We start from the raw sequence: 24,703 nt of genomic DNA, 5'->3' as shown, positions 1-24,703 counted from the left end.
TGAAAGTCATACGCACGATCCCAGAGTTAAGACAGGAACTAAGCTTGATGCGAAAAAAACATGAGATCCATTCCGAAGAAACCGTGGTTGGACTGGTGCCCACCATGGGATACCTTCATCAAGGCCACGCCAGTCTGATGAAAGCAGCGAGAGAACAGAGCCACATCGTTGTTCTAAGCATCTTTGTTAATCCGATACAGTTTGGCCCGAATGAAGACTTTGAAAGTTATCCGCGGGATGAACAACGCGATCTCGGAACCGCTCGTGCTGAAGGGGTAGATATCGTATTTATTCCCTCGGTGGAAGAGATGTATCCTCAGCCGACGCAAACCACGATTACAGTATCCGGTATAACAGAGCGCTTATGTGGCGCATCCCGGCCAGGGCATTTTAACGGGGTGACTACCGTAGTATCGAAGCTGTTTAACATCGTGCAACCGCAGAAAGCCTTTTTTGGGATGAAGGATGCACAGCAGGTAGCCGTTATTGAGCAAATGGTACAGGATCTAAATATGCCAGTGAACATTGTGCCTTGTCCTATCGTTCGCGAGCAGGACGGTTTGGCACTCAGCTCACGTAATGTCTATTTGAACGCAGAACTGCGTCAGGAGGCTCTGGTATTGTCTCAGGCACTGCGTGCGGCACAAGAATCGGTGGAGGTTGGGACAGCTGTTACAGCAGAGGACATTCGCCGTGTACTCCGTGGACATATTGGCCAATCGGCGCATGCTGTGATTGATTATGCCGAGATTCAGGCTTTTCCAAGTCTGGAACCTCTTGCTGATCAAGAGGAATTGAAGGCTTATGATGATTTGCTCATCGCACTTGCCGTGAAATTTGGGAAAACAAGATTAATCGATAATATACGTATTCAAAAAACGGAGGTGCTGTCCCATGTTTAGAACCCTGATGAAATCTAAAATTCATCGTGCTACGGTAACGGAAGCCAACTTGAACTATGTGGGTAGCATTACCATTGACGAAGACCTTATGGAAACGTCGGATTTAATGGAAAACGAAAAAGTGCAAATTGTGAACAATAACAATGGAGCACGACTTGAGACTTATGTTATTCCAGGTCCTCGTGGCAGTGGCGTCATTTGTCTGAACGGTGCTGCCGCTCGTCTCGTACAGCCTGGAGATACAGTTATTATCATTTCTTATGCCATGATGTCACAGGAAGAAGCAAATACGCATAAACCCACCGTGGTGTTTGTTGACGGTCAGAACAAGCCGGTTCAGACCATGAAGAAAGAAGTTCACGCCACGATCTTGTAATCGGCTGGGAAGGAGAATGAAATCGGCCCATCCAGCAAAAAATGAGTACAGGTCACTGCACTAATTCATTTTCCAAGGGTGGGGATGCATCGATGTTCCAGCATGTTTTCGCCGAAATGAACGACATGTTAGATGAAATTATCAAGAGCTATCCTTCCGCTGAAGGTCTGAACAAACAGGAGCTGCAACAAAAATGGAATTTGCTCAAACGAATGAGTGACGGAATGTTGGATGAATGGCTGATGTTTGAAGAAAAGATGAGTCAGATTCGGGAAAGGGAGCTGGATAAACCGGCTTCACTTGAGCCGGAGCAGGAAGCAGTGACAGCTTTGCCTGAACTACATCTGGAATGCTTCAGCCGCGGTCAAGGATATTTTAAGCTACAGATGTATCCGCAGGCGATTGATCAATTCATACGGGTGGTGAACGATTACCCGGATAGTGCCTTAGCCCTTTTTTATCTGGCACTCGCACACTTAAGTCTGGATCAGATTTATGAGTCTGAAACCCATTTACAGCAGATTATGCTACTTAAGGGATCAGCAAGACTCAAAGGTCTTGTATGTAACGCTCTGGGCTGTATCCAAGCGAAGCTCTCCAATCCAGAAGCGGCATGCTCCCTGTTCGCAAAGGCCCTTCAGTATGACCCGACGTTGACCGAACCTCTGTACAACATGGAAGTTTGCAGGCTGAACAGAGGTAAACTGCAGTATGCGAACCAGCTAGGGTGTGTCTGAAAATCTACACATCAGTTGGTTTCAAGACACGTCCAGATTGCCCTGAATTGAAAAAGACATTTGGCAACAAAAGAACGGTGTTTCCTCCTTTGGTATAGCGGCGGAAACACCGCTTTTTTGTCAGTTAATTTTCAAATGCCCTTTTTTTTGCTATGCTGTAACATAGACTGGAATGGAAGGGATCGTATATTGCAATGAAATTTGCCGTTTTGGATTTCGAAACAACCGGCACGCAGTCCGACGGTGAGATCATACAGGCCGGACTTGCCATCATAGACCATGACTTCAGCATAACTCAAATATATAGTTCTTATGTAAATCCGGGTGTTCCAATTCCGCCATTTATTACTGGGTTGACCGGAATTACAGAAGAAGATGTGGCGGATGCTCCATCTCTTGAAGAGATGATGATGGAGATGGTACCGCTTCTTGACGATGTGGTTCTAGTGGGCCATAACGTTGCATTTGATTTTCATTTTTTACAGAATGCGCTTGATCGTTGTGGTTATTTGCCTTTTACAGGCCGTATTCTGGATACGATTGATTTCTTGAAAATTACTTTTCCGTCCCTGGGTTCATATCAGCTCGGTTATGTGTCAGCCGAATTTGGGTTTGAACATGACCGCCCCCATCAGGCAGACAGTGACGCACTGGCAACAGCCCATGTTCTACTTAAATGTCTAGATGAGCTTAGAGAGCTGCCGTTAATTACGATTCAACGGCTTAGCGATCTGTTTGCACCAGAGGACAGTGATCTGGGCTGGTTTTTCGACGGACTACGTGCAGAGAAGGAAGCAGAACCGATTCAGGACTTGGATGGGCATACGTATTACCGTCAGCTGGCGCTGAACGTTAGTGACTGGACGGAAATCGGAGCTCCTCGGGACGAAAGAGAAGCGAACCCTCTGGAAGGTGTGACCTTTGATCAGTTTATGGATCAGGTGCGAGCGAAACTGAAAGAGACATTGGATCACTATGAAGAGCGCGAAGCACAGACACAGATGTTTGGCAGTGTACGTCAGGCGCTGGATGAAGAGAAACATCTTTTGCTGGAAGCCGGAACGGGAACAGGGAAATCCTTGGGATACTTGTTACCTGCTATTTATGAAAGTGTAAAACAAGAACAGAAGGTAATGGTAAGCACTCACACCATTAATCTGCAAGAACAACTTCGCGAACGGGATATTCCGATGCTGACGCAGGTGGTTCCTTTTCCCTTCAAAGCTTCCGTGTTCAAGGGGAGAGGCCATTATCTCTGTCTACGCAAATTTGAACACAAAATCAACAAACGTGAATTTGCTACGCTGAAAGAGGATTACTTCACTGCAGCACAAATGATTGTGTGGCTTACCCAAACCGAAACGGGTGACGATGAAGAATTGAACCTCAGTGCACGCGGAGGAGATTTCTGGGAAACCGTGCAGAGCGAGTCCGAGTCTTGTCTCGGCAGATCCTGTCCGTGGTTCCGCAAGTGCTTCTATCATCGTGCGAAACATGAAGCAGGACTTTCTGACATTGTGATTACCAATCACTCCAAACTATTTACAGACGTGAAGGCTGCTCATCAGCTGTTGCCGGCTTATGAAAGTTTGGTCATTGATGAGGCGCACCATCTTGAAGATGTAGCGGGTAAACACCTTGGGCTTCACATGAAGTATTTTACTCTCGTACACACGTTGACCCGTTTGTTTAAAGATAGTCGTAACGGTCAGCTTCCAATGTTGCGCTCCCAGCTGTCAAGGCACGAGAACGGGGGACAATGGGGTTCGATGGTGGATCAAATGTTTCCCCTTGCCGTCGAAGTGAAGGAAATGTGGGATCGTCTGAGCGATGCTCTGTTTGGTCTTTTGCCTGAACGGAGTGATGCTTCTCCAGGGGAGACCGGACAGTTCTCGCTACGCCTTAAAGCGTCTCAGAAGCCTGCCAAGTGGCAGGAGCTGCAAGATTTGGAGAACCAGATCTATGTGACTTTGGGTGATTTGGTGCGCAAGGGTGACAAACTACTGCTTGAAGTAAAAGAAGATCAGGATGATTACCAGTCTGACAGTCTGATTACAGATATCACCGGGCTTTTGAAAGATCTGACCACGATGAAGGAGAATTTAAGATTCTTCATGCGTATGGATGATGCCAAGACCGTGTACTGGATGGAGGCCAGCGGACAGTTCCGTAGCAAGTCACTCCAGTTGTACGCTGTTCCGGTGGATGTGAGTGCGCAACTGAAAGAGATGTTTTTCGATAAAAAGAAAAGCGTTGTGCTTACATCGGCTACGCTGTCGGTGGATAAGTCATTCCAGTTCATGATTGAGCAACTGGGTTTGCAGGAAGCAGCCGACAATAATCGGCTTCTGACCTCGATGCTACCTTCCCCATTTAATTATCGGGAACAAGCTTTGTTAGTAATCCCGCGGGATTTCCCGAGTCTGAAGGGAAGCGTAGGGGACGCACACTTTGTTCAGATGCTGGTGCACTCTCTTGCTGAGACGGCGATTGCAACTCGAGGACGTATGATGGTGCTGTTTACCTCTTATAAAATGCTTCGACAAGTCTATGAGCCGCTGAAAGAGGCTTTGTCCGGGAATGACATCTCGCTACTGGGGCAAGGTGTTGACAGCGGCAATCGTTCGAAGTTGACCCGACGCTTCCAGGATGCCAAAGCAGCAGTCCTGCTGGGTACGAGCAGCTTCTGGGAGGGCGTGGATATTCCGGGTGAGGCGCTGACCTGTCTTGCGATTGTGAGACTGCCTTTCCAGCCGCCTAACCATCCGCTTCTGGAAGCGAAGAGTGAATTGTTGCAAGAGCAGAAGAAAAATCCATTCATGAAGCTGTCTGTGCCACAGGCAGTCATTCGCTTCAAGCAGGGGTTCGGCAGGCTTGTTCGCACGGGCAAAGATCGCGGAATCGTCATTGTGTATGATACGCGCGTAATTGAAGCTTATTACGGCAAGTACTTCCTGTATTCGCTACCGGGACCAAAGATGGAGCATATGCTGACAGAACAGATGGTTCCCCGTATTGCTGAATGGTTAGATCGACCTGTGGATAATCAAAAATAATGACGATGTACAGCTATAACATTGCATTGAACTTCACCATGGCGTTAAACTTTGAAGAAGACTTCACAAAGTTCGAACAGGGCAACGCTTCACTGAACTTATATTCCTAATAATTCGGGCATTCTGTATGAGGACATCATGCATGGATATTGCATGTATACAGAATGCTCATCTTTTCAATATTTATTTAATCGTGGCGATGGTAAGGGGGAGCAAGAATGAAATCGGATAAAATATCAGAAGCGGTAGTACGGCGTCTGCCTGTATATTTGCGTTATTTAAACGAGTTGGTTCAGCGTGAGGTGACAACGGTTTCCTCGCAGGAGCTGGGACAGCGACTGGATCTGAATCCGGCTCAAATCCGTAAAGATTTAGCTTATTTCGGTGATTTTGGTCGTAAAGGAATCGGGTATGATGTGTCTTACCTGATCGAGAAGATTCGTCACATTTTGAAAATTGATCAGCAAATTAATGTGGCTCTGGTGGGAGCCGGTAATCTCGGACATGCTTTATCGAATTATAACGCTTATTTGAAGGATAATATGAAAATTGTCGCTATTTTTGATGCCTATGGGCCCAAGATTGGCAGTAAAATTAATAGCCTGACCGTACAACCGATGGAAGAACTTACGGAAGCGGTTCAGAAAGAAAATATCCGTATTGGTATCATCACGGTGCCGGACACCGAAGCTCAGAATGTTGCCGACCAACTGATTGAATCGGGCATCGAGGCAATTCTGAATTTTGCGCCGACGATTCTAAAAACGCCTTCACATGTGCGGATTCATCATGCTGACTTTACAACGGATTTGCTCAGTTTGGCATATTATTTGGAGAACGGGAAGGAAGATGAGCTTGATGACAACGACGAATAAATGGGTAATCCACAATGGTAGATTTGCAGTAAACGAAGGGGCCAATTGGACTGTGGTTCAAGGGTATATGGTTGTTGAAAATGACAAGATTGTGCATATTGGTGAGACGCTGCCGGATGGTGACGAGAACCTGCCTAAAGTGGATGGAAAAGGACTGCTCTTCCTGCCGGGTCTGATCAATACGCATGGTCATGCAGCAATGTCCTTGCTTCGAGGTCATGGTGATGACCTGGCACTGCAAGTGTGGTTACAAGAAAAAATGTGGCCCATGGAAGCCAAAATGACTTCTGAGGACGTGTATTGGGGAGCATCACTTTCGGTGCTTGAGATGTTAAAAGGCGGAACCACGGCTTTCCTGGACATGTATGACCATATGGATCAGGTGGCAAAAGTGGTTGAACAGTCAGGGGCAAGAGCTGCGCTGGCTCGCGGTGTCATTGGACTGTGTTCGGAAGAAGAGCAGATGAGAAAGCTCGAAGAGTCCGCAGCATTTGCTCGTGAATGGAATGGACAGGCGAATGAACGCATTACAACCGTAATCTCTCCGCACGCGCCTTACACATGCCCTCCAGAATACATAGAGAAGCTTGTTCAGGTTGCGCATGATTTAAACCTGCCTCTCCATACTCACATGTCGGAGACGCTTCGTGAAGTGGAGCAGAATGTATCAGATTATGGCTTGCGTCCAGTGGCACATCTGGAGAAGCATGGCTTTTTCTCACGTCCTTCGCTCGTAGCGCATGCTGTGCATCTCAACGATGAAGAAATTGAGATTTTGGCACGTCATGATGTCGCTGTATCCCATAATCCGGGTAGTAACTTGAAGCTTGCATCCGGTGTAGCCCGTGTTCCTGCTTTGTTGAAAGCAGGAGTTACTGTATCCCTGGGAACAGACGGACCGGCAAGCAACAACAATCTGGATATGTTTGAGGAAATGAGACTTGCAGCTTTAATTCATAAAGGAGTATCCGGTGATCCTACCGCCGTACCTGCCGGGGAAGCGTTGCTTCTTGGAACAGCTTACGGTGCGAAGTCCATCTTCCTGAACGATACCGGAGCTTTGCAAGTTGGTAAAAAGGCTGATTTTATTGCGCTCAACATTGAACAGGCTCATTTCTATCCGCACACGGATTTGATTTCCCATGCAATCTACTCGGCTTCGGCGAAAGATGTGGAGCATGTATGGGTAGATGGCAAACAAGTCGTAAAACATGGTGAATGTTTAACACTGGATGAAGAGCGCATTTTGCGTGAATCCCAGTTGGCTTTTGATCAATTGCTTGCGCGTTAAGAGGAAAGGAAGTTCAACTCTTGAAGAAAAAAAAGAAGTGGATATGGATATCGTTGCTCATTCTTGTTCTGATTTTGATTGGACTTCAGCAATATTACGTCTATGTAACACAAGATCAGCGTAAAGAAGAAGCATTGGCTGTACAAGCCGCACAAGACCAGTTGGGGATTACATCGACTGATGAGCTTCGAAAGTACGTCTGGGGCGAGAAGAATGGCTCTGACAACATTTACTGGACGATGACAGCTAAAAACAAAGATAATCAGGACATTATGGTCTGGGTTAAGTTTGATAATAACAATCAGCCTGTTCAAGGCGCGGCAGGTGTGCACAGTGAGCTATTGCAGAACGGGATGTCCGAAACGCAGATTCGCAACCTTTTTAGCTCAGACGTTCCAGACGGTGAGATCAAACGAATCATGCCAGGCGTTGTGAACAATATCTATGTATGGCAAGTGTATTATAACGATGAGACGCATAACTATTATCGCTTTTACCGATTTAGCAACGGAGAGCAAGTAGATCTGGTATATACGTTACCGAACAGCTGACTTCGTCTTTCTTTCCTCCGTTAAGATCAATAGAACGGTCAACTCAACATAGTCTCACATAAAAACAAGCAAAAAACCGGCAGACGGGACACCGACTGAACCGGTTTTTCGCGTTGCAACCATTGAACATCAGTGAAATAGTTAAAATTATTAATTTATTCATATTTTCGCCTTCGAAATTGTATATACGATGTGATATACTCAGATATGTACTGGAGTTAACAAACAACGCAAATAAATCTGCAATAAACGTTGCAGACCATCATGTACAGCTAAATATACAAGCCTGTAGATTAAGGACGGGCTCATTTTGGGAGGGGTAATTCATTTGAAGCTGAAAGTATTGCCTATTGTTCTAACCGCCGTAGTTTCTGCCGTCCTGTTGTTTGGAGGTTGGTTCATATACCGTCAAGTAGCCGTACAGAGTCCGATTGAAAAGATGGTTACTCAGTACGAAGGTGTTAATAGCGTTCAGTTAACTATTAACCGCAATGATGTACAAATGAAACTTGATTTAAAGCCGAATGTAGATTTAGGTAGACTGGTGCAATATATTCATAGAGAAGGACAGAACCTGATCGGCTCCCGAGCGCTCAAACTGGATGTCGTAGACCACTCCAATGAGGCGCTTGAAAACTGGTGGGGAGATGCCATGTTTACCGTAGCTCAAGCGATGGAGAACAAACAATACGCCGAGATTACTCCGACGTTGTCCAAGATGGCTACAGGAGGAATTCAAGTCAATACGGCGATGGATGACAACAATGTTTATGTGAGTCTGAGAGACGGAGAAGCCAGCAAGTTCATTATACTGCCGCGTGTACCCGGTCAGATAGGAGTGTGGCCTAATGCCTAAATGGACAAAAGAAGCAGCCATAGGATTTGTCCCCGTTGTTATCATTTTTCTTGCTTTTATCGGTGTGAATATTGTTCCGATTCTGATCGCAGCATTGCTGGTTGGTGGGTTATTATTCATGATGCAGATGCGCGGCGGGATCACGGTAGGTGCCGGACAAGAGCGTAAACGGAAGAAAAAAGGACCTTCAAAACTGACGTTTGAAGAAATTGGAGGTCAGGATAGTGCCAAGCAGGAATTAAGAGAAGCGCTTGACTTTCTGATTCGCTATGAAGAAATACAGAAGTTCGGGATAAGGCCAATGAAAGGTATTCTGCTGACGGGCCCTCCGGGAACAGGGAAAACGTTGATGGCTAAAGCGGCGGCGCACTATACCGATTCGGTTTTTGTAGCTGCATCAGGAAGTGAATTTGTCGAAATGTATGTAGGTGTAGGTGCCAGCAGAATCCGGGATTTGTTTAAGGATGCCAGAACACGTGCCGCGAAGGAAAACAAGGAAAATGCTATCATTTTCATTGATGAGATTGATGTGATCGGCGGTAAACGTGAAGGCGGACAGCAGCGTGAGTATGATCAGACCTTAAATCAGTTGCTGACGGAGATGGATGGTATCTATACTTCCGACACGCCTAGGATATTGCTGATTGCGGCTACCAACCGCAAAGAGATGCTCGATAGTGCACTGACACGTCCAGGGCGCTTTGACCGTCACATTCAGGTGGATTTACCAGATAAAAAAGGTAGAAAACACATTCTGGAGCTACACGCGGTGAACAAACCCCTAACACAGGACGTGAATTTGGAAAAAACGGCGGAAGAGTCGTACGGCTTCTCAGGTGCACAGCTGGAAAGTGTCATGAATGAAGCAGCGATTTATGCGATGCGTGAAGGGCTGCTCAACATCGAACAGCGTCATCTGTCTTTTGCGATTGACAAGGTGATGATGGGTGAGAAAACCGATCGTGAGTCGAGCGTCGAGGAAAAGAAAAGAGTAGCCATTCATGAACTGGGGCATGCCATTATGGCTGAACTTGTGCGTCCTGGGAGTGTAAGCCAGGTAGCCCTTAGTCCACGCGGACAGGCTCTTGGATATGTGCGTCATAATCCGCAGCAGGAGCAGTTTCTGTATACGAAACGTTTTCTGGAAGAGCAGATCATGATTGCGCTGGGTGGTGCTGCAGCCGAGGAGATGTACTATGGCGGCCGTTCCACAGGTTCACGCAATGACTTTGAACAGGCGACGAATGTCGTACAGACGATGATGGCTTCCGGTTTAACGTCACTCGGGATTGTTAATATGGATATGGTCACTACCGAAGAGTTGATGAGAGAAAATAAAGTCATCCTTCAGGAACTGATGGAGCATACGAAACGCCGGCTTGAAGAACAACGGTCAATTTTCGACAATTCCCTCGACATTTTGATGCGGGAGGAAGTTTTGTCAGGGGAACAATTTCGTTGTCAATTTCGTGACAGTGCACGTTTACCAGCATAATTTCTTTATGCTGGTTATTTTTTTTTACATTTCAGTCGTGCTAAGATATTATTAGTTGTTGGGTCGAAATTTGTAATTTTCGGCGAACAGGGTACAATAGAGAAATAGAGAACCGAAAGGATGGAGTAGAACCATGTTTTTCAAAAAAATAGGAGTTGTCGGCGGCGGTACGATGGGGCAAGGAATTTCCCAGATGCTCGCAGCCAAAGGACTTGATGTGCTTTTGGTGGAACACACCACTCAGAAGCTGGATCATGCATATGACATGATTGAAACAAATTTGGATAAACAGCTTGAAAAATGGGCGATTACCAAAGCGGAGAAGAAATTGATCCTCTCCCGAATTACGAAAGTGGGACATTTGGCAGAACTGGGCTCTTGCGATATGGTTATTGAAACAATCTCGGAAGACCTGGAAGCTAAAAAAGCAGTCTTTAATCAATTGGATCAGGTATGTCCGAGCAATGTTATTTTGGCAAGTAACACGTCCACGCTGAGTTTGACCGAGCTTGCAAGCTCGACCAAGTACCCGGAGCGTGTTATTGGTATGCACTTTATTCACCCGGTTTCCCGGGTTGATCTTGTTGAGATTATTCGTGGTCTGAAAACATCCGATACTACGTTTGAAGAAACTCGCCGCTTTGTTGAAGAAGTTGTAGACAAAAAAGGCGTTATGATCTATGAATCCCCTGGATTTGTAACCTCCCGTCTGATCTGCTTGCTGATCAACGAAGCGCTTCATGTCCTGCAAGAAGGCGTAGCTTCTGCTGAGGACATCGATGATGCAATGCGTATCGGTTATAATTTCCAACATGGACCGCTTGAAATGGCTGACCGTTTCGGGCTGGATTCCGTTGAAGCAGCTCTCGAAAGAATGTTCCGTGAATTCGGAGAACTGAAATATCGTCCTTCGATTGTCCTGAAAAAAATGGTGCGCGCAGGTCATCTGGGCGTGAAAACAGGAGAAGGATTCTTCAAGTACGACAAGGATGGTGACCGTCTGTGAATATACTCGTAATTAACGCGGGGAGTTCCTCGCTCAAATATCAATTGTACAACATGGAAGATGAATCGGTACTTGCAAAAGGTCTGGTAGAGCGAATCGGGATGGATTCTTCCATTCTGACACATAAACCGACTGGCCGTGAGGAAGTTACGGAAGTCAGTGAGATTCTGGAACATACGACTGCAATTCGTAAAGTCATTGATTTGTTGACGCACAAGGAACACGGTGTGGTTGCTTCCGTTAGCGAAATTCAGGCCGTAGGTCACCGCGTAGTACACGGCGGTGAAGCTTTTAAAGAATCTTCTCTGGTAGATGATGCTGCAAAAGCGGAAATCCGTCGTTTGTTTGACCTCGCTCCACTGCATAACCCAGCAGCAATGATGGGGATCCGTGCGGCTGAAACAAATATGCCGGGTGTGCCTCAGGTTATGGTATTTGATACAGCATTCCATCAAACCATGCCCGAGCACGCTTATTTGTATGCTATTCCACGCGTACTTTACAAAAAATATAAAGTACGTCGGTACGGCGCACACGGTACATCGCATGATTACGTGAGCAAAGCGGCAGCCGAGTATCTCGGTCGTCCGGTGGAAGATTTGAAAATCATCACTTGTCACGTAGGTAACGGCGGCAGTGTGACGGCAGTTAAAGGCGGCGTATCGGTAGATACATCGATGGGTATGACTCCACTCGAAGGTCTGATGATGGGAACGCGCAGCGGTGACCTCGATCCAGCAATTGTGCCTTATGTCATGAACAAGGAAGAACTGAGCGTAAGCGAAGTAAGCTCCATGTTGAACAAACACAGTGGACTTCTGGCGATTTCCGGGATCAGCAGTGATATGCGTGAAATTACAGAAGGTATGGAAAAAGGCGAGCCAAACTCGACGCTGGCATTTGAAATGTATGAATATCGTTTGCGTAAATACATCGGTTCTTATGCTGCGGCGATGAACGGTGTAGACGTAATCGTATTTACCGCTGGTGTGGGTGAAAACTCCGTCGTTCTTCGTCAGAAAGTATGTGAGCAATTGACGTACCTTGGTGTTGAGCTGGATGAAGCGCTCAATGCTATCCGTTCGGGTGAGCCACGCCGCATTACAACTGAAAATTCAAAAGTGGACGTTCTCGTCGTACCTACGAACGAAGAATTGGTCATTGCACGAGATACACACCGAATCGTATTGAATTCTAAGTAATCTAACGGTAAAGTAAATACAGGATGACAATGAAGTGCAGAGGGCAGGTGCGAACCTGTCCGCTGCATTTTCAAATTTATGGAATCAAGGGGAGATATGGTCATGGATACGAATTGTGTAATTCGTAATGTGAACGAGCACGTGGGTGAGACAGTTACCATCGGCGCTTGGATTAATAACAAACGCTCCAGCGGTAAAATTCAGTTTTTGCAACTCCGTGATGGAACTGGATATATTCAAGGTGTAGTGGTTAAGAGTGAGGTCAGCGAAGACATCTGGAATGATGCGAAAAGCCTGACCCAGGAAAGCTCTGTCTATGTGACAGGTATTATCCGTGAAGAGCCACGCAGTGCGTCCGGCTATGAGATGACCGTAACTGGCGTCCAAATCATTCATTTGACGGAAAACTATCCTATTACACCGAAAGAGCACGGTGTGGATTTCTTGATGGATCATCGCCATCTGTGGCTTCGTTCCACCAAGCAGCGTGCTGTAATGGTGATTCGGGCAGAGATTATTCGTGCAGTTCAGCAGTTTTTTGATGGTAACGGATTCACGCAGGTGGACCCGCCGATCTTGACACCTTCCTCAGCCGAAGGAACAACGAACTTATTCCATATCAAATATTTTGATGAGGATGCATATCTGACGCAAAGTGGACAACTGTATATGGAAGCCGCGGCAATGGCACTCGGTAAAGTATATTCCTTCGGTCCAACGTTCCGTGCAGAGAAATCCAAAACTCGTCGTCACCTGATCGAATTCTGGATGATTGAGCCGGAGATGGCATTTGTCGACCATGAGGAAAGCTTGCGCGTACAAGAGAAATTCATCGCACATGTCGTTCAATCCGTGGTGAAAAATTGCCGTGCTGAGCTGGAGTCCATCGGACGTGACGTTTCCAAATTGGAAGGCATCACAGCTCCGTTCCCGCGTATTACGTATGATGAAGCGATTGAGTTCTTGAATGGACAAGGCTTCGACATTCCTTGGGGTGAAGATTTCGGTGCACCGCATGAAACAGCGATTGCGGAAAAATACAATACCCCTGTATTTATTACGCACTACCCGGCTGGAATCAAAGCGTTTTACATGAAACCAGATCCAAATCGCCCTGAAGTTGTTCTGTGTGCCGACATGATTGCGCCGGAAGGGTACGGGGAGATCATTGGTGGATCGCAGCGTATCGATGATCCAGAACTGATGCAACAGCGTTTTGAAGAGCACAACCTTTCGGATGAAGCGTACCAGTGGTACCTGGATCTGCGCAAATACGGATCGGTGCCTCACTCCGGTTTCGGTCTGGGATTGGAGCGCACGGTAGCTTGGATCTGTGGACTTGACCATGTTCGTGAGACTATTGCATTCCCTCGTATGCTCTATCGTCTGTACCCTTAATGCTTAACGGAAAAGAGTATATGGAAGACGTGTCCTCCAAAGCCTGGTTAAGCGGTGCAGCTTACGGTATGGCTTCAGGTACTGCTCAACTACCGTATGCCTTACTACGTTTTTATCATCAGCTTGGATTGTCCGATACTGAGGTTCTACTTCTCATTCAATTACTGGGCTTCCGTCAGGCGGAATTCAATGAATTTCCAACCCTTGAAGAGCTTGCTACACGAATGGGACTTGCTCCTGAAGGCATTGCCAAAATGTTGCAGCGTCTGATGAGGGATGGATACATTACGATAGATGAGCATCGGGACGAAGAACGGGATATTCAGTATGAACGTTATGACCTGCACGGCTTGTATGCCAAGCTTGCGATGTGTACAGCGGAAGATGCAGCTCATGCCCGGTCAGAACAACAAAAAGCCAATACTTCACGTCCAGATTCGAACAGTGTTCAAAAAGAAGAGGAAGAGCGAAATATGTTCTCTATTTTTGAAAAAGAATTTGGTCGTCCTCTCTCGCCAATGGAGTGTGAAACGATATCCAGCTGGCTGGATCAGGATCGCTATCAGGAAGAACTTATTCTGATGGCTTTGAAGGAAGCGGTATTTGCAGGAAAAGTGCATTTCAGGTACATCGACCGAATTTTGCTGGAGTGGAGCAGGAATCGTGTTAAAAATGTACAGGATGCCAAAGCGTATACGCAACGTTTCCGCAATGGCGGACGTTAAATGAATAAACAGGCCAGAAGTTATTCTGTGCCTGTTTTTTGATATTATTTTGCTCCATAATATACTTCTTAGTAGCTATATGTAAGTCCATATCACGTATTTCGAGGGGATTTTAATACCCCTAAGAGAGACTGTTTATAAAAAAGTTAATAAAAATTGCAGGGGTCAGTTGACCAGTCGTCGTCTATAGAATTGGAGAGGAGGGGAGAGTTATTGACGAAGCGCTCGTAATTGAACAAATCCGTCAAGGGGATGCATCCCAAATGCGTGTTCTGATCGACAAATACAGCCAGCATGTCTATCATGTTGCGTATTCTGTCTTACGTAATGATCAGGATGCACAGGATGCCGCTCAGGAGGCGTTCATTCAGATTTATAAATCTCTCCCTGACTACCGATCAGAAGGGTTCAAGACGTGGATCTCACGAATTGCTTTTCACAAGGCTATTGATGCCAAACGCAAGCTGGGCAGACGGAGTGCTGAAGATCTGGGCGGAGATGAAACGGTAGTGAACCTGCCCGGACGGGACGAAGACGTTTTAGCCCGTGTCATTCGTGAAGAGCGGCAGGAGAAACTTCGTGAACGGATTAATCAGCTGCCTGTTCAGCACCGGGATATTATTACCGCTTATTATCTGAGCGAGAAAAATTATGAGCAAATTGCCCATGAAGCTCAGGTTGCTGTAAAAACGGTTGAATCAAGGTTGTACCGGGCCAGACAGTGGATTCGAAGTCATTGGAAGGAGGAAGAGTGGCGTGAGTAAAAAAGAAATGTATACCATCCAGCAATGGACGGATTATATCGAAGGCCGAATCAGCGGCAAACAGGCGATTCTGATGGAGCAGTTTCTCCTGAATGAACCAGACGCAATGCAAGATTACCTTGAAGCTTTGGATATGGAGCGAAACTACCCTGAATTACCGAATTCAGTTGATTTTACAGACTCCGTAATGAACCGAATTGAGAGAATGGCGCCCGATGGCCAGACACGACATTCTCGAGGTGAACGAAACCGCCGATGGTTTGAACATAGAGTATTCCACTATGCCGTAGCAGCCTGTTTAACATTGATTTTTCTCTCTTCCGGACTGTTTGACAAGGTAGCCCCTTATCATAAATTCCAAGAAGGTGACACTGCAGGCTCATTTACCGAGAAATGGACTGAGGCAGCTACCTCATGGCTGGATAATTTCAAACCCAAACCTTGATTGGTTTCACATGGCCTGAATAGAAAGGATGACGACTGTGCATTCAGATCGTAATAAATTACTTGCATTTTTATTAAATCTGTTCCCTGGGCTTGGGTTCCTCTACTGGCGGCGAACGGCCCGAGCTGTAGTTTACCCGTTATTGTTTTTTGGAACGGGCATTGGTTTTGTCATGCTGGCCTATTTGGTCGGTGATAAGGATCTACTAGTCTTTGGATTATTAGGTGTGATTTTTATCTGGTGTCTCAGTATGCTAGACATGATTATTGTGTTGCTCTCTGCACCTTCCGTCCGAGAAATGTATTACAACGGACAAGGTATGCATTATGGTCATCCTGAACATCATCAAGGTTCAACCTATCCAGAGGGTTATGTTAGAGAACAAGGACCAATGGGGGCTATAAATCAGAATGACATGCATCGCCAGGGTACTGAGGGTGAGCATGAATATGGTGGATTTCCTGATGGGGCAACCTTTACGGGACCTCACCCCATGTACCGTAAGGGAAGTGAAGGGGAGCGTTTTTTCACCATTTTGCTTTCATTTGTGCCTGGTCTTGGACATTTACATCTTGGATTGCTTCACCGGGGCTTATCCTTTTTGATCGCATTTTTTGGTTCATTCGCCATGATGGTGTTCGTATCCGCCATTACAAACGAATCTATATTTTTGATGTTTTTGCTCATTCTGCCTGTAATCTGGGTATACTGCATGTTCGATGCGGTCCAGCATGTACATCGCAAGCAGGCTGGTGAAGTGTTACAGGATCGAACGTTATTTGAAGAGCTCGAGACAGGCAGAATTATGGGCAAGCGTAGCAAAGTGCTGGCCACACTGCTCTCTGCTTTTCCGGGTGCAGGGCATATGTATCTCGGATTGCAAAAAAGAGGATTGCAACTGATGTTTCTGTTCCTCGGTAGCATCTACATTCTGGATCTGCTTCGTTTATCCGTCTTCCTGTTTATGATTCCATTGATCTGGTTCTATAGCTTCTTTGACGGACTACAATGCTCAAGTCGGTATGGACGTGAACCGCTTAGCGATCAGCCGGTCTTCAAAGATTGGGTTCGACATCAGCGTTTTATCGGAATGGGGATTGCGGCTCTTGGTTTGTACTATTTAACGATCCGCCTGATTATTCCGCAATTAAACGAGATGTTCCCGAATGTGTTCCTGACGTATGAGATTCGTTCGTATTTGAACACGGTTATCGTTTCATTTTTGCTCATCTTCGGTGGGCTAAAGTTGTTATTTGGAAAACAGCGTGAGTCTACTGCTGAGGCATCGATTGCCAATGCAAATCACACGAAGGATGATGAGTTGGAGAGTCTCTTTTTATTCAAGGATCGAGATAAACGATGATCCGGATACAAGGAATGGTATTAAAGCAAAACAAAACACACCAGGGCTGATCCAAAGCCGCTGGTGTGTTTTTTAATAATCTATTTTTGTGCACCTTTAAGCAAAAGCTGGCGGTACATCACTTCGAATAAAAATTCAAAAGCTTCCAGATGACGCTTCGCCTCAAAAGCATCCTTACCCCAAGCATAGATGCCATGATTGCGGAGCAGAATTCCTGGAACACTGGCATCCAGTGCATCCGGTACCAATTCGGCGATGGAAGGAATATGTGCGAAGTTGGGCAGAACCGGAACACGAATGGCTGCATTTTCTTCCCAAATGTTAAAGGCTTTGATCAATTCAATGCCTTGAATCGGCACATGACCTTCGTCACCAAAAAATTCACTGATCAAGTTGTTAAATACCGTATGCACATGGAATACCGCTCCACAACCGGTTAGACGATAGATTTCACAGTGAATCAGCGTTTCGGCGCTCGGCTTCAATGTAGTCGCTTCGATCGCTTTGCCTTCTTTATCAACAAAAAGGAAATCTTCCGGTGTGCGCAGAGACTTGTCTTTGCCAGAGGCGGTCACCGCAAAATAAAATTGTTCCGGGTCGAATTCGCCCACCCGCATCGAAAGGTTGCCGCTTGTGCCAGGAAACCAGTTCCGGCTTGCAAATAAAGCTTTGACATCCGCCAGCTCCTCTAGAACCTGACGTTTATGTTCCAGTGTAATCTTTTCAAAACCCATGTCTACAGCACTCCTTGTGATTGCTTCTGCTTCATATCTTCAATGATGTCATAAAAGGTCGTAAACGGCACATGATCTACACCAAGTTCTACACATTTATCCGTCAGAATGGAGCGGGAGTAGACCAGGTCTGCAATTTTAGCTCCTTCGAAGTCTGTTAGACTGTCCCCGATCAGAATCCGGTTATACTGTTCTTCTGGAAACGTGCGAATTACGGTCGTTTTACACATTCCGCAGCCGTTGTTGCAAGGGGGCTGACAGGGATGCGGCCATTCAATGCGAATGTATTCACCGGAGAAATCTGCACCGTTACAGTATACATGATCCTGCGGAATGCCGAAGGGGGCGAGTAACGGCTCAATGAAAAAGTCCATGCCACCGCTGGTCACATTGAATTCGATGTCCTCACTGCGAACATACTCCAGAAATGCTTGGAATCCTTCGCGGATGCCTGCTTGTCCAAGGACAAATTCAACAATTTCATCTTTTTGCGAGGAAGGCAGGAGAGCAAACATGGCCCCCACCCCTTCGCGAAGAGATATTTTTTGTTCAATCGTGTCTTTCATGATGGCATCGATGCCTTCTGGTTTGAAGTGTTTCATAATGGCGACAATGTTGTCTGAGAGCGTAATGGTTCCGTCAAAATCACAGAAAATTGCTGTTTTCTTATCTGATCTCATCGTTCTCCACCCCACAGATCAAGTGCGCTTTTCAGCTCGGGGTGCTCGGTAGCATACTCGGCCAGTGGAATGGAGCGTCCAGCGGCTTCAATGGCTTGCAGGAACGCACGTCCACCTGCTTCGGTTCCCATCGGATGTCCGTGAATTCCGCCCCCGGCATTGACGATCACATCCTTGCCGAAGTCTCTCAGAATCATCGGAACAAGCCCTGGATGAATGCCTGCTGAAGGCACTGGCATACTTGTTCTTACAGGTAGATCGGATGTGAGCAATTGCTCAGTGATCGCCATATTTTCTTCCTTCGGCATCGTAACCGAGCCATATGGTGAAGGGAAGAGCACGAGATCAGCACCGGCGAGACGCATTAACTGTCCCAATACCACGGACGCGGAAATACCGTAATGCGGTGATGGATACAAGGCACCGGCAAGTGCAGGGTGAGCCATGATTGGCACGTTAATGTCAGGATCACTGCTTAGTTCATGCAACACATCATAACCATAGGACAGCACATTAAAGAGCAACGCATTGGCTCCTGCGCCGATGGCACGTTCAGCCTGTTGTTTCAAACGGGAGGTAGGTCCCGTCAAATTAGTGGCGTATAGAAGTTTTTTGCCTGTTTCCTGGCGAGCCTGTTCGGCCGCCTTCATGCAGACCTCAACTCTTTTTTCAATCGGTGTAAGCTTGTTCTCAAACAGGATCTCGTCATCCTTGATCAGATCAACGCCCCCAAGAGCCTGACGGATAAACTGCTCCCGAAGTTCTTCAGCATTAAGTCCAATAACCGATTTGAAAATACTCATCAATAACGGACGATCATGAACTCCAAGCAGGTCTCGCACACCGCTAAGCCCAAACTTCGGTCCCGGGAAAGCGCGCAGGAAGTGATCTGAAAATCCGAGATGATCCAGTTTAATACGCCCGTCCATCGAGATTTTGCCAAAAACGGTGACAAGCAAAGCTGGGATATCTTGACTAAAGTTAATATCCGGATATCCAATGGTGATATCTGCATAACGTTCTCCAGGTGCTAACCCTTCGGCTTCATGAACCTCAACCTTGATCACTTCACCCAGATGTTTTTGCATGGCTTCCCGCTGAGCCTGAGGCAGCTCCGTCCAGCTACCCACGGTCATACCTATGGCAATGGATTGAGCTTTTTTGTGAAAATCGGCATGATCATCATGCAGACGATATGTGGCAGTACACATGTTATTCATGTTTTAAATCTCCTTCCAATGCAGCTCCCATCTCGCGAGAGCGTTCTGCACAGCGGTTCACAGCTGCAATCACATTTTCAAAGAAGTCACCTTCATCGAGCGTTTTCAGAGCAGCCTGAGTCGCACCTCCTGGGGAGGTGACATCACTACGAAGTTTCATCGGTTCAAGACCCGTTTGCTGTACCATCCGAGCTGCACCAAGCACCGTCTGAACGGTTAGGTCACGAGACTGCTGACCAGACAAGCCACCGCGGATTCCGGCTGCAATCATGGCTTCCATTAGATAGTATACATAGGCAGGTCCGCTGCCGGAAATACCCGTGAGCACTTCGAGTTTGTCTTCTGGCACAATCGTTACGATGCCTACAGCTTCGAAAAGGGTCATGACGGTACTGCGCTGTTCATCGGTAATCTCTGCAGAGAAAGCAAGTCCGGTGGCACCAAGTCCAATGGTGCTGGAGGTGTTAGGCATCGTTCTTGCAATCGGCTGTTTGCGGCCAAGCAGGCTCTGCATCGTACGGATCGATAGTCCAGCTATAACGGATACGATCAGCTGATCCGGGGACAACAGGGGTCCCAGTTCACGAAGCGCAGCAGCGGCATCTTTGGGTTTCATACACAGCACAATCACAGGGGAAGAGGAAAGGATATCCAGCGATTGTGAGGCCGTTCCGGTATGCACGGCATAACGTGTGCTCAGCTCCTCCTGACGTTTCAGGTTGCTGCGATTCACCATCGTAATATCCTGGGGACGAACGACAAGGCGGGAAATGAGCCCACGTACGATGGCTTCAGCCATCGCACCTGCTCCGTGGAAAGTAATCTTTTGTTGTAGTAGTGTCTGTTGCTCTTGGCTCATGTATATCGTTCCTCCTATATAACTGGTACTTAATATTATTGACGAATCTGACCGTTGCCGGTAATCCGGTATTTAGTTGATGTCAAAGCAGGAAGCCCCATTGGACCCCGTGCATGAAGCTTCTGTGTACTAATTCCGATCTCGGCGCCGTATCCGAATTCGAATCCGTCGGTGAACCGAGTGGAAGCATTATGATAGACAGCCGCCGCATCGACTTCTTGCATAAACCGCTCTGCATTCGCGACATCACGGGTCACAATGCATTCGGAATGCTTCGTTCCATAGTGTGCAATATGCTGCAGGGCTTCATCCAGATTTTCCACAACGCGGATGTTCAAAATATAATCGTTATACTCGGTTGCGTAATCTTCCTCTGTGGCCTGGGCCGCTGTCGGAACAAGGCGACGCACCGTTTCACAACCTTTTAGAACAACACTTGCTTCACGGAAGCGCTCAGCCAGAGTTGGCAGATGCTTTTCTGCATAGTTCGCATGTAGCAGCAAGGTTTCCATAGAGTTACATACCGATGGGCGCTGTGCTTTGGCATTGATAGCAATGTCTGTCGCCATGGCTTCGTCTGCTGATTCATCCACATAGGTATGACAGATGCCAGCACCCGTCTCAATGACCGGTACGGTTGCATTCGCAACGACAGTACGAATCAGTGAAGCACCACCGCGTGGAATGATAACGTCCAGCAGTCCGTTCAGCTTGAGCATTTCGTCAACGGAAGAACGATCTGCATCTTCTACTAACTGAAGTGCATCTGCAGGCATTGCCGTAGTTGCCAGCGCTTGATGAAGCACCTCAACAATTTTCCGATTGGAGGAAAGAGCAGAGGAGCCGCCGCGCAGGAGCACAGCATTGCCTGTTTTGAGACATAGGCCTGCAGCGTCAACCGTCACGTTAGGACGAGCTTCATATATAATGCCAATCAGGCCAATCGGAACTCTTAATTTTTCGATATGCAGGCCATTCGGACGTGTAAAAGTTTCCAGCACTTCGCCCACAGGATCGGGTAATTCCGCGATCTGACGTAAGCCTTCAGCGATGCCTGTGATGCGCTCTTTATTCAGTGCCAGACGATCCAGCATGGATTCAGGAGTGCCTTGTTCTCTGCCGCGATCCAGATCTTCCACATTTGCAGTAATGATGGCATCCGTCGAAGCAATCAAGGCGTCAGCCATAGTGCGCAGTGCGGCGTTCTTCTGTTCCGTGCTCAGCCGATTTAAATCGGTGACGACAGCTTTGGCTTTACTTGCTTTTTCTCGAACTTCACTCATCTTAAATCCTCCTCTAGTTCAGCTATTATTTTAACGTAATCCATTCATCGCGATGAATCACTTCAAGTCTATGGATGCTGTTCAGCTGTTTCATGACCTCGCCGCTGGGCAGCCCTGCGATCTGACGAAGCTGATCATCATCGTAATTGACGATCCCGCGTCCCAGTAGCGAGTCATCGGGGCCAAGCACCTCGACAACATCACCCGCATGAAATGTTCCCAGAACACGTTTCACGCCCACGGGAAGCAAACTATGCCCGCCGTGAACGAGTGCTTCTTCGGCACCATGATCCACAACAACTGTCCCAAGGGGAGTGGACATGAAGCCAAGCCACTGTTTTTTGCGAGAGAGTGAAGCCAGCTTGGTCTCAAAATAAGTTCCTTTTCCGATTCCATCCAAAGCGAGTTGCATGTCCCCAGGTTCTTTCACACTGCCAACAAAAACAGGAACACCTCCGCGTGTGGCAACTTTGGCCGCGTCCACCTTGGAGCGCATACCGCCTGTGCCTACAGCTGATCCCGAACCGCCGGCATATGCATATATCTCGGCTGTGATTTCAGGTATACGGTCGTATCGCTTCGCGGCAGGGTCTTTGCGTGGATCAGCGGTGTACAATCCATTGGTATCTGTAACGATGATCAGATGCTGTGCCTTAACCAGATTGGCAACTAGCGCAGATAACAGATCGTTATCACCGAATTTCAATTCGTCGACAGATACAGTATCATTTTCGTTGAAAATCGGAATGACCCGCTGTTTCAGCAGTTCCTCTACGGTCATACCCGCATTTCCCATGCGTTTACGGCTGTGGAAGTCGGTACGGGTCAGTAAGATTTGCGCTGTAGTAACGCGGTGCGCCGCAAAAGCCTGTTGATATGCCTGCATCAGCAAAGCCTGCCCAACCGCCGCAGCCGCTTGTTTCTCATGTAATTGTTTGGGACGCTGAGGGTACCCGATCTCCCGAAATCCGGCAGCAACGGCACCAGAAGTGACGAGAAGCACTTCGTGGCCTTGAGCAACAAGCGAAGCCATTTCATCTGCGAAAAAGGATATTGCCTGGCGATCCAAGCCGCCTTCTTCAGTGGTTAATGAGCTGCTTCCGATTTTAACGACAATACGTGAAGTCATGATTTCACTTCCTTAAACATAATTAATCAGTGATTGCGAAGCAGTCTGCTTAGGTACAAAAAAAACTCCCGTCCTTTGGTTAAAAAAGGACGAAAGTTCGTTACTTCCGCGGTACCACCTTTATTGATGATCATGATCAGATCATCCGGCTCATGCCCTGTAACAGAAGGCACTGTCCTGTACACAACAGGCCGCTCAGGGGTAGGTTTCGGAGAGAAGCCGCGGTAAATTCTTGCAGCCAGATGGAATTTACTCTCTGTGCGCAACTGATTCTCTCTTACTGGTCCCGTCATCACGTTTCGTTCACTATTTCTTATAACATACCATGGAAAGTAGGCATATGCAAAGAGATTGTAGCCATATGTTCAGCTTTCACTTATTTGAAAAGATGAAGCTTCCCAATTCGCTCCGCCGCTTCACGCAGTCGTTGCTCATCACTCAGAAGACCAATGCGTACATAACCTTCCCCGCGGGAGCCAAAACCGATACCAGGCGCGACAGCAACCTTCGCTTCTCGTAACAAAATCTCAGACAGACCAGAGGAGGTATAACCTTCCGGCACAGGTAACCATCCAAAGAATGAACCTTCCGGCTTGGACGCTTGCCAACCGATCGCGTTAAGCGCCTGGTAAAATGCATCACGACGAGATTCGTATCGTGCGACCAGTGAAGTGACACAGTCCTGCGGGCCTGTCAGAGCTTCCGCAGCGGCAGCTTGGATACCGCCAAACAGGCTGACATAGATATGATCCTGTAGCAGATTGATTTTGGAGATAATCTCCGCGTTCCCCAGCGCGAATCCGACACGCCATCCCGCCATATTATACGTTTTGGAGAGGGTGTAGAACTCGATGCCTACCTCTTTGGCTCCTGGAGCTTGCAAGAAGCTGATAGGACGCCGCCCGTCATATCCAATCGCACCATAAGCAAAATCACTGGCAATGACTATCTGATTCTGAATTGCAAATTCTACAGTATCCTCGTAGAAGGATAGCGGAGCCGTGGCCGAGGTTGGGTTGTTGGGATAGTTCAGGAACATAAGCTTGGCCTTTTGCCGGTCATCAGCAGAGATAGCCTCGTAGTCGGGTAGAAACGCGTTTGAATTTAATAGAGGCATGAAGCTCATGCGCGCCTGCGCAAGAGCAACGCCTGACCAATAGTCAGGATACCCTGGATCGGGAACCAGACATACATCCCCGGGATTCAATAAGACTTGAGGTAATTGAACCAGTCCGGTTTTGCCACCAAAAAGAATAGCGACCTCGTTCTCGGGATCAAGATCAACGTTGTAATCTTCCTTGTAACGCTTGGCAACGGCTTCCTTCAGGAAGGCATACCCGCGAAACGGAGAGTATTTGTGATAAAGCGGATTTTCAGCTGATTGCTGTAAAGATTGAATAATATGCTGGGGTGTAGGGGTGTCAGGATTACCCTGTCCCAGATTAATGACATCATGGCCACTTGCGATTTCGCGGTTTACATTTTGAACAAGAGTAGCAAAAAATTGCGTTGGCAGTTGTGACATGACATTTGCAGACGGGATTGGAAAGGCTGAAAGAGAAGATCTATGTTCTGAATTCGTCATCGTATATATCACTCCATGATGTTCATTTATGGCAAAACGTTCTCATTAATTTATCACGTCAATCCCGAGCTGTATAGAGGGAGATAGAAGTGAGGAAGAACATTTTTGTACAAAAGGGAAATTAAAAATTCAAGTATTTCCATTAGAAGAACTGATGCTATATTCAAGTGA

Annotated in this window: 23 protein-coding genes and 1 other annotated feature; of the genes, 16 read left to right on the top strand and 7 right to left on the bottom strand. The window is 47.0% G+C overall.

The features are described 5' to 3' along the window. The first annotated feature begins 47 nt into the window (after positions 1-47). The 16 genes from panC (at position 48) to Q9R46_RS12655 (ending at position 17,042) form a co-directional block, all read left to right on the top strand. Positions 48-902 carry a pantoate--beta-alanine ligase gene (panC, locus tag Q9R46_RS12730; protein ID WP_397386380.1) on the top strand — a complete coding sequence of 285 codons (855 nt, stop codon included), beginning with the start codon at positions 48-50 and terminating at the stop codon, positions 900-902. Then, a complete protein-coding gene (gene panD / locus Q9R46_RS12725; protein ID WP_123066044.1) occupies positions 895-1,278 on the top strand; it encodes an aspartate 1-decarboxylase in 384 nt (127 codons plus the stop codon). Before panC ends, panD begins: the two co-directional genes overlap by 8 nt. A 92-nt stretch (positions 1,279-1,370) precedes the next feature. Then, entirely contained in the window at positions 1,371-2,015 is a 645-nt protein-coding gene (locus Q9R46_RS12720) for a tetratricopeptide repeat protein (RefSeq protein WP_311280306.1), read from the top strand. 194 nt (positions 2,016-2,209) lie between these two features. Next, positions 2,210-5,071: an ATP-dependent DNA helicase DinG gene (gene dinG / locus Q9R46_RS12715; protein ID WP_311280305.1), complete on the top strand. Its 2,862-nt coding sequence runs from the start codon at positions 2,210-2,212 to the stop codon at positions 5,069-5,071. A 218-nt stretch (positions 5,072-5,289) separates the two neighbouring features. Then, positions 5,290-5,946 carry a redox-sensing transcriptional repressor Rex gene (locus tag Q9R46_RS12710; RefSeq protein ID WP_311280304.1) on the top strand — a complete coding sequence of 219 codons (657 nt, stop codon included), beginning with the start codon at positions 5,290-5,292 and terminating at the stop codon, positions 5,944-5,946. Beyond that, complete coding sequence (locus tag Q9R46_RS12705) at positions 5,930-7,237, top strand: amidohydrolase (RefSeq protein WP_311280303.1); 1,308 nt, start codon at positions 5,930-5,932, stop codon at positions 7,235-7,237. Before Q9R46_RS12710 ends, Q9R46_RS12705 begins: the two co-directional genes overlap by 17 nt. A 20-nt stretch (positions 7,238-7,257) precedes the next feature. Then, positions 7,258-7,788 (top strand): DUF5590 domain-containing protein, encoded by a 531-nt coding sequence (locus Q9R46_RS12700; protein ID WP_311280302.1) that lies wholly within the window; start codon positions 7,258-7,260, stop codon positions 7,786-7,788. A gap of 328 nt (positions 7,789-8,116) precedes the next feature. Then, positions 8,117-8,644, top strand: coding sequence for a hypothetical protein (locus Q9R46_RS12695; protein WP_090917144.1), 528 nt, complete (start codon positions 8,117-8,119; stop codon positions 8,642-8,644). Next, positions 8,637-10,139 (top strand): AAA family ATPase, encoded by a 1,503-nt coding sequence (locus Q9R46_RS12690; protein ID WP_311280301.1) that lies wholly within the window; start codon positions 8,637-8,639, stop codon positions 10,137-10,139. Before Q9R46_RS12695 ends, Q9R46_RS12690 begins: the two co-directional genes overlap by 8 nt. A 133-nt stretch (positions 10,140-10,272) precedes the next feature. Next, positions 10,273-11,145, top strand: a complete 873-nt coding sequence (locus Q9R46_RS12685; protein ID WP_145331708.1) for a 3-hydroxyacyl-CoA dehydrogenase family protein — start codon at positions 10,273-10,275, stop codon at positions 11,143-11,145. Further along, complete coding sequence (locus tag Q9R46_RS12680) at positions 11,142-12,347, top strand: acetate/propionate family kinase (protein ID WP_145331707.1); 1,206 nt, start codon at positions 11,142-11,144, stop codon at positions 12,345-12,347. The genes Q9R46_RS12685 and Q9R46_RS12680 overlap by 4 nt, the downstream gene beginning before the upstream one ends. A gap of 102 nt (positions 12,348-12,449) precedes the next feature. After that, positions 12,450-13,745, top strand: a complete 1,296-nt coding sequence (gene asnS, locus Q9R46_RS12675) for an asparagine--tRNA ligase (RefSeq protein WP_145331706.1) — start codon at positions 12,450-12,452, stop codon at positions 13,743-13,745. 20 nt (positions 13,746-13,765) lie between these two features. Beyond that, complete coding sequence (locus tag Q9R46_RS12670; RefSeq protein ID WP_311280300.1) at positions 13,766-14,470, top strand: DnaD domain protein; 705 nt, start codon at positions 13,766-13,768, stop codon at positions 14,468-14,470. A gap of 263 nt (positions 14,471-14,733) precedes the next feature. Then, complete coding sequence (locus tag Q9R46_RS12665; RefSeq protein WP_311280299.1) at positions 14,734-15,234, top strand: RNA polymerase sigma factor; 501 nt, start codon at positions 14,734-14,736, stop codon at positions 15,232-15,234. After that, positions 15,227-15,679, top strand: a complete 453-nt coding sequence (locus tag Q9R46_RS12660; protein WP_145331704.1) for a hypothetical protein — start codon at positions 15,227-15,229, stop codon at positions 15,677-15,679. The genes Q9R46_RS12665 and Q9R46_RS12660 overlap by 8 nt, the downstream gene beginning before the upstream one ends. Before the next feature lie 28 nt (positions 15,680-15,707). Then, on the top strand, positions 15,708-17,042 hold the full coding sequence (locus tag Q9R46_RS12655; RefSeq protein ID WP_311280298.1) for a multi-tm2 domain protein: 1,335 nt from the start codon (positions 15,708-15,710) through the stop codon (positions 17,040-17,042). Positions 17,043-17,122: 80 nt separating this feature from the next. Here the strand turns inward: Q9R46_RS12655 and Q9R46_RS12650 are convergent, their stop codons facing one another. From Q9R46_RS12650 to Q9R46_RS12620, 7 genes are all read right to left on the bottom strand, one after another. Then, on the bottom strand, positions 17,123-17,776 hold the full coding sequence (locus Q9R46_RS12650; RefSeq protein WP_145331702.1) for a methylthioribulose 1-phosphate dehydratase: 654 nt from the start codon (positions 17,774-17,776) through the stop codon (positions 17,123-17,125). Between the two features lie 2 nt (positions 17,777-17,778). Further along, positions 17,779-18,456 (bottom strand): 2-hydroxy-3-keto-5-methylthiopentenyl-1-phosphate phosphatase, encoded by a 678-nt coding sequence (locus Q9R46_RS12645; RefSeq protein WP_145413205.1) that lies wholly within the window; start codon positions 18,454-18,456, stop codon positions 17,779-17,781. Then, positions 18,453-19,676 carry a 2,3-diketo-5-methylthiopentyl-1-phosphate enolase gene (locus Q9R46_RS12640; protein ID WP_311280297.1) on the bottom strand — a complete coding sequence of 408 codons (1,224 nt, stop codon included), beginning with the start codon at positions 19,674-19,676 and terminating at the stop codon, positions 18,453-18,455. Before Q9R46_RS12640 ends, Q9R46_RS12645 begins: the two co-directional genes overlap by 4 nt. Next, complete coding sequence (gene proC / locus Q9R46_RS12635) at positions 19,669-20,535, bottom strand: pyrroline-5-carboxylate reductase (protein ID WP_311280296.1); 867 nt, start codon at positions 20,533-20,535, stop codon at positions 19,669-19,671. The genes Q9R46_RS12640 and proC overlap by 8 nt, the downstream gene beginning before the upstream one ends. Before the next feature lie 35 nt (positions 20,536-20,570). Then, positions 20,571-21,818, bottom strand: coding sequence for a glutamate-5-semialdehyde dehydrogenase (locus tag Q9R46_RS12630; RefSeq protein WP_311280295.1), 1,248 nt, complete (start codon positions 21,816-21,818; stop codon positions 20,571-20,573). A gap of 25 nt (positions 21,819-21,843) precedes the next feature. Next, positions 21,844-22,947: a glutamate 5-kinase gene (gene proB, locus Q9R46_RS12625; protein WP_311280294.1), complete on the bottom strand. Its 1,104-nt coding sequence runs from the start codon at positions 22,945-22,947 to the stop codon at positions 21,844-21,846. A gap of 82 nt (positions 22,948-23,029) precedes the next feature. Then, positions 23,030-23,249 (bottom strand) — a binding site (T-box leader). A 74-nt stretch (positions 23,250-23,323) separates the two neighbouring features. Next, positions 23,324-24,532 (bottom strand): pyridoxal phosphate-dependent aminotransferase, encoded by a 1,209-nt coding sequence (locus tag Q9R46_RS12620; protein WP_311280293.1) that lies wholly within the window; start codon positions 24,530-24,532, stop codon positions 23,324-23,326. Positions 24,533-24,703 lie beyond the last annotated feature (171 nt).

The organism is Paenibacillus sp. RRE4, assembly GCF_031844205.1.
Lineage (GTDB): Bacteria > Bacillota > Bacilli > Paenibacillales > Paenibacillaceae > Paenibacillus > Paenibacillus xylanexedens_B.
This window is presented reverse-complemented; position numbering and strand designations above follow the sequence as displayed.

Excerpts from the sequence above, each read along its gene's own strand:
- panC (WP_397386380.1), top strand. The coding sequence starts at position 48 with ATGCGAAAAAAACATGAGATCCATTCCGAAGAAACCGTGGTTGGACTG.
- panD (WP_123066044.1), top strand. The coding sequence starts at position 895 with ATGTTTAGAACCCTGATGAAATCTAAAATTCATCGTGCTACGGTAACG.
- Q9R46_RS12720 (WP_311280306.1), top strand. The coding sequence starts at position 1,371 with ATGTTCCAGCATGTTTTCGCCGAAATGAACGACATGTTAGATGAAATT.
- dinG (WP_311280305.1), top strand. The coding sequence starts at position 2,210 with ATGAAATTTGCCGTTTTGGATTTCGAAACAACCGGCACGCAGTCCGAC.
- Q9R46_RS12710 (WP_311280304.1), top strand. The coding sequence starts at position 5,290 with ATGAAATCGGATAAAATATCAGAAGCGGTAGTACGGCGTCTGCCTGTA.
- Q9R46_RS12705 (WP_311280303.1), top strand. The coding sequence starts at position 5,930 with ATGACAACGACGAATAAATGGGTAATCCACAATGGTAGATTTGCAGTA.
- Q9R46_RS12690 (WP_311280301.1), top strand. The coding sequence starts at position 8,637 with ATGCCTAAATGGACAAAAGAAGCAGCCATAGGATTTGTCCCCGTTGTT.
- Q9R46_RS12685 (WP_145331708.1), top strand. The coding sequence starts at position 10,273 with ATGTTTTTCAAAAAAATAGGAGTTGTCGGCGGCGGTACGATGGGGCAA.
- asnS (WP_145331706.1), top strand. The coding sequence starts at position 12,450 with ATGGATACGAATTGTGTAATTCGTAATGTGAACGAGCACGTGGGTGAG.
- Q9R46_RS12670 (WP_311280300.1), top strand. The coding sequence starts at position 13,766 with ATGGAAGACGTGTCCTCCAAAGCCTGGTTAAGCGGTGCAGCTTACGGT.
- Q9R46_RS12665 (WP_311280299.1), top strand. The coding sequence starts at position 14,734 with ATGCGTGTTCTGATCGACAAATACAGCCAGCATGTCTATCATGTTGCG.
- Q9R46_RS12655 (WP_311280298.1), top strand. The coding sequence starts at position 15,708 with ATGACGACTGTGCATTCAGATCGTAATAAATTACTTGCATTTTTATTA.
- Q9R46_RS12650 (WP_145331702.1), bottom strand. The coding sequence starts at position 17,776 with ATGGGTTTTGAAAAGATTACACTGGAACATAAACGTCAGGTTCTAGAG.
- Q9R46_RS12645 (WP_145413205.1), bottom strand. The coding sequence starts at position 18,456 with ATGAGATCAGATAAGAAAACAGCAATTTTCTGTGATTTTGACGGAACC.
- Q9R46_RS12640 (WP_311280297.1), bottom strand. The coding sequence starts at position 19,676 with ATGAATAACATGTGTACTGCCACATATCGTCTGCATGATGATCATGCC.
- proC (WP_311280296.1), bottom strand. The coding sequence starts at position 20,535 with ATGAGCCAAGAGCAACAGACACTACTACAACAAAAGATTACTTTCCAC.
- Q9R46_RS12630 (WP_311280295.1), bottom strand. The coding sequence starts at position 21,818 with ATGAGTGAAGTTCGAGAAAAAGCAAGTAAAGCCAAAGCTGTCGTCACC.
- proB (WP_311280294.1), bottom strand. The coding sequence starts at position 22,947 with ATGACTTCACGTATTGTCGTTAAAATCGGAAGCAGCTCATTAACCACT.
- Q9R46_RS12620 (WP_311280293.1), bottom strand. The coding sequence starts at position 24,532 with ATGACGAATTCAGAACATAGATCTTCTCTTTCAGCCTTTCCAATCCCG.